Source organism: Lysobacter sp. 22409 (genome assembly GCF_052045105.1).
Taxonomy (GTDB): domain Bacteria; phylum Pseudomonadota; class Gammaproteobacteria; order Xanthomonadales; family Xanthomonadaceae; genus Lysobacter; species Lysobacter antibioticus_B.
On sequence record NZ_JBQEOE010000015.1, the window covers coordinates 1 to 13330 of the forward strand.

Here is a 13330-nt window from a genome sequence, read left to right on the forward strand (position 1 = left end):
CCCTTTTCTTTGGTTACCTTTGACCGAAGGGAATCCAGACGGACTTTTGGGCTTAGCAAAAGAAAGTAACCCGGCCGCGTTAGCGGAAGGAAGCTCTGCACTTGCTTGAAGCTTCTAAGGAAACAAGATCAAACGATAAAAGCTTCCGCCACTAAAGCGGCGGGTAACTTTCTTTTGTCATAAGCAACAAAAGAAAGTCACCAAAGAAAAATGCTTTTGTTTTGAATCACAGGCCCGCACGAGCGGTGCCGACGCGGGGATTTTTCATACGGGACATCCCTGTCCCGATGAAAAACGGCGCGCATCCTTGCGCGCCGCCCTCCGGGTCTTCTATCGCCTTCGCTAGTGCGAAGCTGCGCACAGCAACAGCAACAGCAACAGCGACAGCGACAGCCAAGGCCGTGGCATCGAAATAGACTGTGCCGACTTGGAGCCCCGCGGTCGCGGCTCACGCCGCTCTACAGGGGCATTGGCGCTTATTGCTGCTGCGGCCGCACCCCGGGCGCATTCGGATTCGGGCAACGCGGCACGCCCGAGCCCACCACGCACTGCACGCAACAGCCCTGCGGGGTCGGCGCCGGCGGCGCCATCTGCGGGGCATACAAGGGAATCGCAGGCGCGAGCTGGGCCAGCGAGGCCTCGGGTTTGAGCTTCAGCAGCGCCGCCCAGTCCAACTTGTTCATGTCGCAGGCCGAAGCCGTGTCGGGCGAACACTCGACCTGGGTCTCGCTGCGACGCGGCAAGGGCCAGAATTCGCCGTTGCGGTTGACCGCCATGATCCGCATCGTCGCGCCCTGCTGGACGTTGCCGCCGATCAGATAGGCCTTGCCGTCGTTGTTGGGATTGACCGCGACGACGATGTCGCAATGCATGTTGAGCGCGCCGCTCGCGCCATCGAGCGCGGCGACCAGGCCTTCGTAACCGTAGACGCGACTGCCCGAACGCACCGCGCACAGCAGGTCGCCCGCCGCCGGACGCGCGGTGCTCGGGTCAAGGTATTGGAACGGGCTCTGGTCGGGCGTGCGGTAGGCATCGCGGACATAGTCGTAATGGCTGGCCGACGGCCGGAACCCAGGGACCGCGGCTTTCATCATCACGTAGGACACGAACGCCGCCGACCAGGGGTTGTCGACCAGGAAGGCGCGGCAGGCGACGGCCGGATAGCTGCCGCCGTAGGGATCGCTGCATTGGTTGGCGCCGGCGAAACCGGCCATGCGCTGCAGCAGGCCGGTGTCGCGCCAGTAACTGACGGTGCGGCGCCAAGTCTCGGTGGCGCCGTCCTCGAGCCGGCTGGTCTCGGCTTCGCTGAGGGTCGCGCTGGCCAGGCGCCCCTGCACGTCGATGAAGGGGCGAAACCACTGCAGGTTCTCGGTGCAGGCGGCCGCGGCGATGCGGGTCGCCGCATCCGGCGCCGTGGTCTGCCCACGCAACGCCGGACAGGCATCGGCGGCGACGGCGGCGCCCGCCGACAGCCACAGACAGGCGAACACGAGCGAACGGAACATCGGCACTTCTCCAAGGCGGTGCCGTGCGGCACGGCGAAACGACGGTACGGTCCGTCGAACGACGACGCCGCGTGGGGTGGCGGCATGATCGATCAATCGGCCGCCCTTGCCCAGCCTATGGATCGTCTGTGCAAGTCGTGTGATAGCGGCAGCGCTGGCGAGAAACCGACGCCGCGAGTTATCGTCGCCCGGATCGCACCGCGCGCGCGCAATCCAACGCCCGCGCTCCCTTGCCCGCCTTGGAAGGCCCCGCATCGATGGCTCGTAATCCGCGTCTGCTCCCATCCGTCACCATGCTCGCCGGCGTCGCCGCGGCCGGTTATCTCAGCGTCTGCGGCTGGCTCTACTTCAAGCAGCGCGATTTGCTGTATTTCCCGCAGAACACCCGTCTGGGCGTGGCGATGACCGACTACACGGTCAAGCACGGCAGCGTCGTCCTGCGCGGTTGGCGGCTCAATTCCGGCCAGGGCAAGGCACTGATCTATTTCGGCGGCAACGCCGAACGCATCGAGAACATGCGCGAGTCCCTGGCGCAGTGGTTTCCCGACCGCACCATTTACCTCATCTCGTACCGCGGTTTCGGCGCCAGCGACGGCCGTCCTGAGGAATCGGCGCTGTTCGCCGATGCCCTGGCAGTGTTCGACCAGGTCGCGCGCGAACACCCGGGGCAGCCGGTCGCCATCGTCGGCCGCAGCCTCGGCAGCGGCGTCGCCAGCTACGTGGCCGGCCATCGCCCGGTCGAACGGCTGGCGCTGGTGACGCCGTTCGACAGTCTGCGCGAGACCGCGCAGGCGCACTACCGCTGGCTGCCGACGCGTTGGCTGGTCAAGGACCGCTACGACTCGGTGACCCATCTGCGCAGCTATTTCGGCCCGGTCCTGGTGGTGCGCGCGACCGCCGACGACGTCATCCCGGCGCCGAACACCCAACGCCTGATCCACTCGCTGCAGACCCGGCCGCAAGGCGTCGACGTGGTGCAGCTGGAAGGCGCCGATCACCACAACATCGGCACCTACCCGGCCTACGGCGATTCGCTGCGCGAGTTCATGGACTGAGGACGCGGCCATGCAGCGACGCGCCATTCACCCGACCGCGGTCTCGTACGCGCAGGCGCACGAGATCGGCGACGTCAAGCGGATGCTGTTCGTCAGCGGCCAGATTCCGCAAAGCGACGACGGCGCGCTCGCCGACGATTTCGACGGCCAATGCCGCCAGGCCTGGGCCAATGTCGCGCGCCAATTGGCGGCCGCCGGCATGGATTACAGCCATCTGGTCAAGGTCACGACCTTTCTGACCGATCGCCGCCATCGCCAACGCAACTACGAGATTCGTCACGAGCTGCTCGGCGAACATTCGCCGGCGCTGACCGTGATCATCACCGACCTGTACGAAGAAGGCTGGCTGGTCGAGATCGAGGCGATCGCAGCCGACTGAGCCTTACGGCATCCGGCACAGATCGCCGAAGGCCCGTACCAGCGCGGTGCGGTGCAAGGCATCCAGGCGATGACGCCGCGCCGCCAGCCGTTGCGCACGCTCGGCGTGCACCACACAGCCCTCGCCTTGCGCTTCGCGCACGGCCGGTGCGAGCGTATCCAACAGTTCGACGTTGATACGGTCCAGGCGCTCGCGCACCGGTCCCAGGTCGACCGCGGCGGACGCTCGACGCACGAAACGGGGCTCGGCCAGCAAGCGGTACTGGATCAGTTTGTTGGCTTCCATCTGCGCCTTGAAGAACGCCGTGGCCTGGGCCTGGGTCAGGCCATGCGCGGCGGCTTGCGCGCCCAGGCGTTCGAGTTGCTCGCTCTCGCGTGCGGCGTCCTCGACCGGCTTGCCGGACTGGCGCTTGCTCGCCGCCACCGTGTCGGCGAGCAGCAGGCGTTGGGCGCTGAGCTCGGCCAAGCGGGTCAAGGCCGGCAGGGTCGGCTGCTTCGCGCCGACCGCGCCCGAACACGCCGCCAGGACCAGGGCGATCGCGGCGACCTCAGTGCGCACTGCAAAACGCCTGATAGTCGATGTAACCCGGGAACTCGCGACCCGCCGCGCACACCGGGCAATCCGGGTCGGGCGCCAGCCGGGTTTCGCGGAAGCGCATGCCCAGGGCGTCGAAATGCAGCAGACGGCCGGCCAGGGATTCGCCCAACCCGAGGATCAACTTGATGACTTCGGTCGCCTGGACCAGCCCCACCACGCCCGGCAACACACCGAGCACGCCGGCCTCGGCGCAGTTCGGCGCCGCTTCCGGCGGCGGCGGCTCGGGGAACAAGCAGCGATAACAGGGACGCACGCCACGCTGACGGCCGGCGTCGAACACGCTGACCTGCCCTTCGAAGCGATGGATCGCGCCGTAGACCAGAGGCTTGGCCAGTTTCACGCAGGCATCGTTGAGCAGATAGCGCACCGGAAAATTGTCGGCGCCGTCGAAGACCACGTCGGCCCCCTCGATCAGCCGCTCGACGTTGTCGGCGCTGATGCGCTCGGCAAAAGTTTCCACGCGCACACGCGGGTTCAAGGCCGCCAGCGCGATCCGCGCCGATTCGACCTTGGACACGCCGATGCGCTCCTCGGTGTGCAGGATCTGCCGCTGCAGGTTGCTGCGATCGACCACGTCGTCGTCGGCGAGCACCAAGGTGCCGATGCCGGCCGCGGCGAGATAGAACGCGGCCGGCGAGCCGAGGCCGCCGGCGCCGACCATCGCCACGCGCGCGGCCTGCAGCTTACGCTGCCCGGCCTCGCCGACTTCGGGCAAGCGCAGATGGCGCGAATAGCGGTCGTAGAAATCGCGTTCTTCGTCGGACTGCTCCAGCACCGCGAGCGGCAAGCGCTCGGCGATCCAGCGCGAAGTGCCGCCCTCGACCGAGGCCACGCGCGCATAGCCGGCTTCGACCAAGGTTTGCGCGGCGCGCAGCGAACGCGCGCCGGATTGGCAGATCAGCAGGATCTCGGCGTCGCGGTCGGGCAAGAACGCGGCGGGGTCGGATTCGAGCGCGTCCTTGGCGATGCCGCGCGCGTGTTCGGCCTGACCGCCGGCACGTTCGTGGGCCTCGCGCACGTCGATCAGGACCGCGCCGGCCTGTTGCCGCCGACGCGCCTGCGCCGGGGAAATCTGTTCGATGCTCATGCGCGGATTATCCGCTTTCGGATGCTCATGCGCAGGTGGATCGGTCGCGCCTGCGGCGATGCTGTGTTGCGCCGGCCGTCAGTACGGCAGGACCTCCATCACCGCCCCCTCGGCCAGCGCCTGCGGCCCTTCGGCCACCACCATCAGGGCATCGGAATCGGCCGCGGCACGCAAGCGGTGCGAACCGGTGGCCGGGTTCGGGTCGACCCGCAGCACGCCCTCGTCGTCGCTGAACAACCGCGCGCGGATGAATTCGCGGCGCGGATGGGTCTTGTCAATCGAGCCGACCAGGCGTGCGCGGAAACGCGGGCGCGCCTCGCTGCGGCCTTGCAGGCCGTCGATGAGGGCGCGGCCGAAGGTCATGTAGGTCGCCATCACCGAGACCGGGTTGCCCGGCAGACCGAGCATGCGCGCCTGGTCCATGCTGCCGAATAGCAGCGGCATGCCCGGGCGCATCTTCACCTTCCACAGGTGGATGCGGCCGAACTCGCGCAGCACCGCCGGGATATGGTCTTTTTCGCCGGCCGACACCGCGCCGCAGGTGAACACCAGGTCGAAGGCGCAGGCGGCGTCGCGCAGGGCGATCTCGACCTGTTTCGGGTCGTCGGGCAGGCGCGGCCACGCAGTCGGCTCCAGGCCGTCGGCGCGCAACAGCCCCATCAACAGATCGCGGTTGCTGTCGTAGATCTGCCCCGGCTGCAGGCTCATGCCGGGCTCGACCAGCTCATCGCCGCTGGTGAACACCGCCACGGTCGGCTTGCGCCGCACCCGTAACGAGGACAAGCCGAGCGAGGCCGCCAGCGACACCCGCGCCGGGGTCAGCCATTGTCCAGCGTGCAGGACGCGTTCGCCTTCGCGCACGTCTTCGCCGGCGTAGCGCACGTTCTGGCCCAACGCGACGCGCGGCACGCTCACCCGCTCGCCGTCGACGGCGACGTTCTCCTTGATCGCGACCGTGTCGGCGCCGGCCGGCAGCGGCGCGCCGGTGGTGATGCGCAGGCATTCGCCGGCGCCGAGCGACCAAGCGCCGTCGAGGCCGGCGAACTGCTCGCCGATCAACGTCAGTACGGTCTGCTCGCCGGTCAGATCGGCATGGCGAAAGGCGAAGCCGTCCATCGCGCTGTTGTCGAACGGCGGCAAGGACAGCGGCGCATCGACGTCGCTGGCGAGCACGCGTCCGTGGCAACGCGACAAGGCCACGGTTTCGGCTTCGAGCCGGTGCGCGGCGGCGACTTCGGAGACGATCGCCATCGCCTCGTCGAACAACAGGCCGCTCGGGAAATCGCTCATGGGGGTATCGCTCGCAGGGGTGGCGGATCAGCGGCCCGGCGCGTCGTCGGCGACGAAACCGTGGGCAAGCAGATCCTCGGGGCTGTTGAGGTTGCCGAAGCGTAGGCCATCCAGGCGCAGCGCCGCCATGCCGAGTCCGGCCTGCAACTCGCGCACCGCCAGGCGCCGTTGCGCGAAAGCCTGGGCCAAGGCCGTGCGCAAGGTCGCTACAGGCCATAAGGCGAACAAGGGCTGCACGCCATCGTCGTCGACCGCATAGGCACCCTGCCCGTCCTGCGCTTCGATCAGCGCCGGCAACAGTCGCCCGTCGAGCGCGACCGCATCGACCGGCAGCGTGAACAACCAGGGCGTGGTACAGGCCGCGACCAGGGCCGCGAGGCCGCCGAGCGGCCCGAGGTCGGGCGTGGAATCGCTCACCGCCTGCAAGCCATGGCGCCGATAGCGCGCGAGGTCGCGATTGGCGCTGACCCACACCTGTGCGGTCTGCTCTCGATACACACGCGCCAGGCGCAGCACCTGCGCTTCGCCGTCGCGGCGAAGCCAGGCCTTGTCGATGCCGCCCAGGCGCGAGGCGCGGCCGCCGGCCAGGATGCCCAGGCTGAGGTCGGCGCGTATGCACTGCATGGCCTCTCCTCGCGTGTCCTGGGCGCTCTCGCCGGCTGTGGACTTACTTGCCGCGCTTGACGTGGCGGATCAGGCGCTTCTTCTTCGCTACCTGGCGTTCGGTCAGCACGTTCTTCTTGCCTTCGTAAGGATTGCTGCTGTCCTTGAAGACGAAGCGGATCGGCGTGCCGACCAGCTTGAAGCGTTTGCGGAAGAAGTTTTCCAGATAGCGCTTGTAGGTATCGCCGAGCGTGCGCAGGCGCGTGCCGTGGACGACGAAGGTCGGCGGATTGAGGCCGGCCGGATGGGCGAAGCGCAGCTTGGCCACGTGCCCGCGCACCACCGGCGGCGGGTTGGTTTCGTAGGCCACTTCCATGGCCTTGGTGACTTCGCTGGTGCCGATTTCGGTGGTCGCCGAGGCGTGGGCGCGATGGATCGCGCTGAACAGCTCGCGCAGGCCGGAACCGTGCTTGGCGCTGATCCGCACCTTCTCGGCCCATTCCACGAACGCCAGCTTGCGCATCAGCAGGTTTTCGGTCTGCTGACGCTGGTATTCGGTTTGCCCGTCCCACTTGTTGACCGCAACGACGAGGGCGCGACCGGAATCGAGCGCATAACCCAGCACGCTGGCGTCCTGGTCGGTGACGCCTTCGCCGGCGTCGAGCATGACCACCGCGACCTGGCAGTTCTCGATCGCCTGCAGGGTCTTGATGATCGAGAACTTCTCGACCGCTTCCTCGACCTTGGACTTGCGGCGCACGCCGGCGGTGTCGACCAGGCGATACAGACGGCCGTCGCGCTCCATGTCGACGGCGACCGAGTCGCGCGTGGTGCCCGGCACTTCCGAGGCGATCATGCGTTCTTCGCCGAGCAGGCGATTGACCAGGGTCGACTTGCCGACGTTCGGGCGGCCGATGAAGGCCACGCGCACGCGCGAGGGGTCGTTATCGAGTTCGCTGGTGGTGCCCTCTTCCGGCAAGCGCGCGAACACTTCGGCGAGCAACTCGTCGATGCCCTGGCGGTGCGCGGACGACACGGCGACCGCATCGCGGATGCCGTAGCGGGCGAAATCGTTGACCGCCGCGCGGGCGTCGAGGCCGTCGGTCTTGTTGACCACCAGCAAGGTCGGGCGCGCGGTCTTGCGCAGCCAGGCCAGGATCTCGTCGTCGAGCGCCGAGGCGCCTTCGCGGCCGTCGACCAGGAACAGCACCAGATCGGCTTCCTCGGCGGCGGCGCGCGCCTGGCGCGCGGTCGCGCCGGCCAGGCCCTCGTCTTCGCCGGCGATACCGCCGGTGTCCACGACCGCGAACGGGCGCTGGCCCTCGGGCCGGCACACACCGTAGTGACGATCGCGGGTGACGCCGGGTTCGTCGTGGACGAGCGCGTCGCGGCTGCGCGTGAGCGCATTGAAGAGGGTGGATTTTCCGACGTTGGGGCGGCCAACGAGGGCGACTAAGGGAAGCATGTGTTTGAAGCCGGGAATGGAGAATGGGGATTCGGGAATCGCAGGCAACGCAGCCGCCTGGTGCGGCGCCGGCCTTCGGATTGCCCCGGGACGAGCCTTAAACAAGCCGTCCAGCAGGGCGCCATAGTGCCAGACCGGCCGCGACGGCGCTTTCGCGACTCGAAACGACGCGGCGAGCGGTCGGGGCCGGACTCTGGAGCCGGGCCTGCCGGAATGGGCGCGGACGATGGGCGAAACCGCTCAAACAAACGGCCCGGGACGGCTGATCGCCACCCGGGCCGCGATAACTCAAGAAACGAGGGCCGGGAATCTAGCCGGAGGCACGGCAGCGGCAAACCGCGCGGAACCACCGATTCCCTGTTCCCGACTCCCTATTCCCGGTCTTATTGCAGCTTGAACGCGGTCAGCTCGCCTTCGACGTTCTGCACGATCAGCACGCCGTCGGCGACCACCGGAGCGGCGCGCAGCAGCTTGCCGCCGACGCGCGCACGCGCGGCGAACTCGCCGTTGTCGAGCTTAAGCCAGTGCACGTAGCCGTCGAAATCGCCGACCACCGCGTAATCGCCCTGCACCGCCGCGCCGGTCAGGCTGCGACGCGCCAGGCCGGGCTGCTGCCACAGCGCGCTGCCGCCCGACTTGTCGAGGCCGAACACCAGGCCGGTCGGGTCGCTGACGACCAGGCGGTCGCTGGCGACGCCGAGACGGCCCACGCTGCCGTGTTCGCTGACCCACATCGGCCGGCCGCTCGGGGCGTCGATGGCGATGGTCTGCTTCTTGAAGCTGCTGGCGTACAGGGTGGTGCCTTCCAGGATCGGCGTGCCGTCGACGTCGGCCATGCGGTCGAGTTCGCTGCGGCCTTCCGGCTGCGCGACCGGCAGGTCCCAGGTCGGGCGGCCGTCGGTCGCCGACAGGGCGCTGACGGTGCCGTCGTCGTTGCCGACGAAGACGAAGCCCGGGCCGAGGGTCGGCGAACCGTTGCCGCGCACCGTCAGCATCGGCACTTCATGCACCCAGAACCAGCGGCGCTCGCCGCTGGCGGCGTCGAAAGCGGTGACGCGGCCGTCGTTGGAACGCACGAACACCATGCCCAGGCCGATGGTCGGCGCGGCGATCACTTCGTTGGAGACCTTCGCGGTCCACTTCTGCGCGCCGGTGGCCGCGTCGAGCGCGATCACTTCGCCGTCGAGCCCGCCGACCACGACCAGGCCATCGCCCGCGCCCGGACCGCCGGACAGACGGATGTCCTTGTCCTTCTTGTCCTTGTCGGTGCGCATGGGCTGGAAGTGCCAGACCTGCTTGCCGGTCTGCAGGTCGTAGGCATGCACGCCGCCCTTGACCGCCGCGGCATAGACGCGGCCGTCGGCCACGGCCGGGCCCTGGCGAATGCCGATGCGCTCCTCGCCCTTGCCGGCGTTGGCCGACCAGATCTTGTCGACCTTGACGCTCGGGGTGATGTCGGTGAGCTCGGTCGGCTCGTTGGGCTTGCCGTCGTCCTTCTTGCCGCCGCCGAACCAACCCTTGATGGTCGTGCAACCGCTGAGCGCGAACGCGCACAGCACGATCGCGGCGGTGTTGCGGACGGCGGGGCGGCCGGAGAACCTGTTTTCAGCGGACTTCATCAAGACTTGGCCTCGGGCTTGGCCGGCGTGCCGCCGGCTTCGGTGAGCTTGAGTTCGAGCAGGCGGCGACGCGGCGAGGCCTCGTCGAGCTTGGCGAGCGCGGTGCCGTAATCGGCCCGGGCGAGATCGGCCTTGCCGAGCGCGAACTGGGCGTCGCCGCGCACTTCGATCGCCATCGGCGAGGTCGACTTGTCGAGCAACTTGATCGCTTCGGCCGGCTGCTTGGCGTCGATCAGCAAGCGCGCCAGGCGCTGCTTGACGATCTCGGCGATGGCCGCGTCCTCGGTCTTGATCCCGCGCAGGGTGGCGATCGCGGCGTCGCGCTGGTCGGCGTCGACCTGCGACTTGGCCAGGTCGAGCGAGGCCAGGGTCTGGTACATGCCCGGGGGCAGCGCCTTGACCTTGGCCGCGGCGGCCTTGTCCTTCGCCTGGACCGCATCGACCGCGGTCTGGAATTCGGTAGCAGCCTTGCCGTGGGTTTCGAGCTGGTGGTTGCCCCACCACTTCCAGCCGCCGATCGCGGCCAGACCGAGGGCGATGCCGCCGATCAGGCCGGCACCGTTGGCGCGCAACCAGGCCAGTACCCGTTCGCTTTGTTCGTGTTCGTCGAGCAGATCGTCTATCGCCATGAGTACGCCGTAGGCCGCCGTGCTAGGTCCTCGCCCGCGAGGGCGAAGCCGAAGTCAATGAGGACCGGCCCGCAACGCGGGCCGGTGATGGTCGCGAACCCGCAGCGCGGATCAATTAGACGCTGGCGCGAGGGAACCGTCAGAGGATAGCGTAAAGCGGGCCACGCTTCCGCGGCTGAACGGCGCCAGATCGACCGACTCGCCGGTCTTGCGGACTTCCACGCCGGAGGCGTTGCCAAGCTTGACGTAGCCGACTTCGCCGAGGTTGTAGCTGCGCACCTGGCCGGCCTGGACGGTGCCCTCGTCGAGCACCTGGCCGCCGGTTCCGCGCACTTGCATCCAGCTTTCGCCGGTGAAATTCAGGGTCAGGGTCTTGCTGGCCTGGATCTGCGACAGCGCCGGCGCCATCGAGGCGACCAGGGGCGTGCGCTGCGGCGGCGTGGCCGCGGCCGTGGCCGATCGCGCGGCCAAGGCTGCGCCGTGCTCGGCGCCGGCCGGGTTCGCCGGCATTTCCAGCGATTGCACGCTGACGCTGTTGCTCAGGTGCGGCCGCGTCGCCAGGATCACCGGCACCGCGATCGCCGCGGTCATCACGATGTAGATGGCGCGGCGGGTGGTCTGTTCGAACACGCGGCGATAGCGCGGCGTGTGGGTATGGCTGATGAGTTCCGACGGTGCGGTCGATGCGAGCGGCGTGCCGCTGAGCTGATCTTCCAGGTCGATGCCGACCAGGCGCGCATAGCTGCGCAATTGGCCGCGCACGAAGACCGGCGCACCGGCGCTGCCGGTGTCGTCGTTTTCCAGCGACAGCACAACCCGCGACGGCATTTTCAGCCGTGCCGCGACGTCTTCGATGGACAGCCCCGCTGCCTCGCGGGCCTGTTTCAGACGCGCGCCACAGCTTCCGCCGCCTTCAGGCGCGAATTCGTTCGACTGCATCTTCACCTACCGCCATCCCCCGTTCCGGAGCCCTGCGCGTCAGGGAACTCCGCCCTCATTCGCTGAACGTATCTTGCGGCGGCAGCCGTGTCGCCGAGTTTTTGTTCGATCTGTGACGCAGTCATCAGCGCTTCAGCTGTGATTGGCTCAACGGCCAGCCGGCGTTCAGAAAAGGCCCTCGCCTCGAAGGCATTGCCCAAACGCAACTGCCGCTTGGCCATCGCGCCGAGCGCCATGGCATTGGTCGGATCGAGCGAGATCGCCAGACGCAGGTCGCGATCGGCGCGATCGCCCTGCCCCAGCGTGTCGGCGCAGGCGCCGCTGTTGGCCAGCACCACCGCCGGAGTCCCGTAGCGCGGATCCGCCAGGGCTTTGTCGAACCAGGTCAGGCCCTCGCTGGCGCGGTTGTTCGCGCACAGCCAGACCCCGTAGTTGTTGAGCGCGGCGCCGCGGTCGGGCGCCAGCTCGGCGGCCTTACGGTAATGGGCGCCGGCCTGGGCGTTGTTGCCGTCCTGCTCGGCCATCACCGCCAGCAGGCTGTAGGCCTCGGCCGATTTCGAATCGAACTGCAGGGCCTGCTTGATCTCGGAGCGGGCCTTGTCGCGGTCGCCGGCCATCAGATGGCTCTGCGCGGACTGGACGCGGCCCAGCGCGCTGGCTTCGCCGCCCGAACGGCCGCCGCGCTTGTCGCCGATGTCGTATTCCACCGCCGTCTGCTTGAAGCCTTTGCGCTCCATGTTCGGACGGATGAAGCTGAGCCGGTTGCAGGCGCTGGCCGCCAGGACGACGACGGTGAGCAGGGCGATGGTGCGTACGGCGCGGACGCGCGGCGCAGCGGGACGACGGTTCGATGCGGTGGAGCGCGGAAACTCAGGCAGCAGCATCGCCGACATCCTGGTCGAGGCCTTGGGCTTGCAGTTGTTTGCGGAACTCGGCCTGGCGCCGGGTCCGGTCCATGACCTGGCCCTTGAGCTGGCCGCAGGCCGCGTCGATGTCGTCGCCGCGGGTGCGGCGCACCGGCGCGATCATGCCGGCGTCGTTGAGCAGTTTCTGGAAGGCGCGGATCGCGGTCTCGTCCGGGCGTTCGAAGCGGGTGCCCGGGAACGGGTTGAACGGAATCAGGTTGACCTTGGCGGCGTCCTTCATCTGCACCGCGTTGTCGAACTGGCGCAGCAGGCGGACCAACTGGCGCGCATGCGTCGGCTGATCGTTGACGCCCTTCATCAGGGTGTACTCGAAGGTCACCGAGGTGCCGCGCTTGCGCAGCGCGTAGCGCACGCAGGCGTCCATCAGTTGCTCGATCGGGTATTTCTTGTTGAGCGGCACCAGCTCGGTGCGCAGCTCGTCGTTGGGCGCATGCAGCGACACCGCCAGCGAGACGTCGCTGACTTCGCCGAGCTTGTCGATCATCGGCACCATGCCGGCGGTCGACAGCGTCACCCGCTTGTTGGCCAGGCCGTAGCCGAGGTCGTCGCGCATGATGCTCATGGCGCGCACGACGTTGTCGAAATTCATCAGCGGCTCGCCCATGCCCATCATCACCACGTTGGTGAGCTTGCGCTGCTGGTGCGGGACGTTGCCGAGGTGACGCGCCGCCACCCAGACCTGGCCGATGATCTCGGCGGTCGACAGGTTGCGGTTGAAGCCCTGGGTCGCGGTGGAGCAGAACTGGCAGTTCAGCGCGCAGCCGACCTGCGAGGACACGCACAGCGTGCCGCGGCCCTTGTCGGGGATGTAGACCGCCTCGATGGCGTTCTTCGCGTCCATGCCGAGCAGCCACTTGTGGGTGCCGTCGGTCGAGGGCTTGTCGAAGATGACCATCGGCGCGCGCACCTGCGCATGCGCCTCGAGCTTGCCGCGCAGGGCCTTGCCCAGGTCGGTCATGTCGTTGAAATCGGTGACGTAGCGGTGGTGGATCCACTTCATCACCTGGTGCGCGCGGTAGCGCTTTTCGCCCAGCGTCTGCTCGAAGAAATCCTCGAGTTGCACGCGGTCGAAATCGAACAGGTTGGTCTTGCCGTTGTCGGGAACGGCGGTGCCGGCCGAAGCCGGCGCCGCCGCGTTACCGATCAGCACGCTCGGGATCGCGCCCGGGGTGCCGCCGACATCCGCGCGCGCGGCCGCGGTTTCCGTCGCCTGCGCGGTGCCGGCAAGAGGAAGAT

The 13330-nt window shown here is 68.1% G+C and carries 13 protein-coding genes; 2 read left to right on the plus strand and 11 right to left on the minus strand.

Features of this window, described 5'->3' with window-relative positions; translation table 11 throughout:
- Positions 1 to 476: 476 nt before the first annotated feature.
- Complete coding sequence (locus ACTJJK_RS09775; RefSeq protein ID WP_051884786.1) at positions 477 to 1505, minus strand: DUF2272 domain-containing protein; 1029 nt, start codon at positions 1503 to 1505, stop codon at positions 477 to 479.
- A gap of 257 nt (positions 1506 to 1762) precedes the next feature.
- Between ACTJJK_RS09775 and ACTJJK_RS09780 the strand changes: the two genes are divergently transcribed.
- Together ACTJJK_RS09780 and ACTJJK_RS09785 are read left to right on the plus strand one after the other, a co-directional pair.
- Positions 1763 to 2560, plus strand: coding sequence for an alpha/beta hydrolase (locus ACTJJK_RS09780; RefSeq protein WP_031371642.1), 798 nt, complete (start codon positions 1763 to 1765; stop codon positions 2558 to 2560).
- A gap of 10 nt (positions 2561 to 2570) precedes the next feature.
- Positions 2571 to 2939 carry a RidA family protein gene (locus ACTJJK_RS09785; protein ID WP_440730088.1) on the plus strand — a complete coding sequence of 123 codons (369 nt, stop codon included), beginning with the start codon at positions 2571 to 2573 and terminating at the stop codon, positions 2937 to 2939.
- Between the two features lie 3 nt (positions 2940 to 2942).
- On the opposite strand, the gene aroQ is transcribed toward ACTJJK_RS09785, so the two are convergent.
- The 10 genes from aroQ to rlmN all read right to left on the minus strand — a co-directional run bounded on the left by aroQ (position 2943) and on the right by rlmN (position 13244).
- The gene (aroQ, locus tag ACTJJK_RS09790) at positions 2943 to 3497 is read right to left on the minus strand and encodes a gamma subclass chorismate mutase AroQ (protein ID WP_440730089.1); all 555 of its coding nucleotides are present in this window, start codon (positions 3495 to 3497) and stop codon (positions 2943 to 2945) included.
- On the minus strand, positions 3487 to 4623 hold the full coding sequence (gene moeB / locus ACTJJK_RS09795) for a molybdopterin-synthase adenylyltransferase MoeB (RefSeq protein ID WP_440730090.1): 1137 nt from the start codon (positions 4621 to 4623) through the stop codon (positions 3487 to 3489). Before moeB ends, aroQ begins: the two co-directional genes overlap by 11 nt.
- 78 nt (positions 4624 to 4701) lie before the next feature.
- Positions 4702 to 5913 (minus strand): molybdopterin molybdotransferase MoeA, encoded by a 1212-nt coding sequence (locus ACTJJK_RS09800; protein ID WP_440730091.1) that lies wholly within the window; start codon positions 5911 to 5913, stop codon positions 4702 to 4704.
- Between the two features lie 27 nt (positions 5914 to 5940).
- On the minus strand, positions 5941 to 6537 hold the full coding sequence (gene mobA / locus ACTJJK_RS09805) for a molybdenum cofactor guanylyltransferase (RefSeq protein ID WP_440730092.1): 597 nt from the start codon (positions 6535 to 6537) through the stop codon (positions 5941 to 5943).
- A 43-nt stretch (positions 6538 to 6580) separates the two neighbouring features.
- Positions 6581 to 7981 (minus strand): ribosome biogenesis GTPase Der, encoded by a 1401-nt coding sequence (gene der, locus ACTJJK_RS09810; protein WP_031371648.1) that lies wholly within the window; start codon positions 7979 to 7981, stop codon positions 6581 to 6583.
- Between the two features lie 383 nt (positions 7982 to 8364).
- Positions 8365 to 9600 (minus strand): outer membrane protein assembly factor BamB, encoded by a 1236-nt coding sequence (bamB, locus tag ACTJJK_RS09815; RefSeq protein ID WP_081930775.1) that lies wholly within the window; start codon positions 9598 to 9600, stop codon positions 8365 to 8367.
- Positions 9600 to 10229: a YfgM family protein gene (locus tag ACTJJK_RS09820; RefSeq protein ID WP_408953507.1), complete on the minus strand. Its 630-nt coding sequence runs from the start codon at positions 10227 to 10229 to the stop codon at positions 9600 to 9602. Before ACTJJK_RS09820 ends, bamB begins: the two co-directional genes overlap by 1 nt.
- Before the next feature lie 111 nt (positions 10230 to 10340).
- Positions 10341 to 11168, minus strand: coding sequence for a helix-turn-helix domain-containing protein (locus ACTJJK_RS09825; RefSeq protein ID WP_440730136.1), 828 nt, complete (start codon positions 11166 to 11168; stop codon positions 10341 to 10343).
- Positions 11169 to 11170: 2 nt separating this feature from the next.
- Positions 11171 to 12052 carry a type IV pilus biogenesis/stability protein PilW gene (pilW, locus tag ACTJJK_RS09830; RefSeq protein WP_440730093.1) on the minus strand — a complete coding sequence of 294 codons (882 nt, stop codon included), beginning with the start codon at positions 12050 to 12052 and terminating at the stop codon, positions 11171 to 11173.
- Positions 12039 to 13244 (minus strand): 23S rRNA (adenine(2503)-C(2))-methyltransferase RlmN, encoded by a 1206-nt coding sequence (gene rlmN, locus ACTJJK_RS09835; RefSeq protein ID WP_051884819.1) that lies wholly within the window; start codon positions 13242 to 13244, stop codon positions 12039 to 12041. Before rlmN ends, pilW begins: the two co-directional genes overlap by 14 nt.
- Positions 13245 to 13330: the final 86 nt, after the last annotated feature.

Bases quoted from the DNA above. Each gene is read 5' to 3' on its own strand.
- moeB (WP_440730090.1), bottom strand. From the start codon at position 4,623: ATGAGCATCGAACAGATTTCCCCGGCGCAGGCGCGTCGGCGGCAACAG.
- mobA (WP_440730092.1), bottom strand. From the start codon at position 6,537: ATGCAGTGCATACGCGCCGACCTCAGCCTGGGCATCCTGGCCGGCGGC.
- bamB (WP_081930775.1), bottom strand. From the start codon at position 9,600: ATGAAGTCCGCTGAAAACAGGTTCTCCGGCCGCCCCGCCGTCCGCAAC.
- ACTJJK_RS09775 (WP_051884786.1), bottom strand. From the start codon at position 1,505: ATGTTCCGTTCGCTCGTGTTCGCCTGTCTGTGGCTGTCGGCGGGCGCC.
- ACTJJK_RS09780 (WP_031371642.1), top strand. From the start codon at position 1,763: ATGGCTCGTAATCCGCGTCTGCTCCCATCCGTCACCATGCTCGCCGGC.
- ACTJJK_RS09800 (WP_440730091.1), bottom strand. From the start codon at position 5,913: ATGAGCGATTTCCCGAGCGGCCTGTTGTTCGACGAGGCGATGGCGATC.
- der (WP_031371648.1), bottom strand. From the start codon at position 7,981: ATGCTTCCCTTAGTCGCCCTCGTTGGCCGCCCCAACGTCGGAAAATCC.
- pilW (WP_440730093.1), bottom strand. From the start codon at position 12,052: ATGCTGCTGCCTGAGTTTCCGCGCTCCACCGCATCGAACCGTCGTCCC.
- ACTJJK_RS09825 (WP_440730136.1), bottom strand. From the start codon at position 11,168: ATGCAGTCGAACGAATTCGCGCCTGAAGGCGGCGGAAGCTGTGGCGCG.
- ACTJJK_RS09785 (WP_440730088.1), top strand. From the start codon at position 2,571: ATGCAGCGACGCGCCATTCACCCGACCGCGGTCTCGTACGCGCAGGCG.
- ACTJJK_RS09820 (WP_408953507.1), bottom strand. From the start codon at position 10,229: ATGGCGATAGACGATCTGCTCGACGAACACGAACAAAGCGAACGGGTA.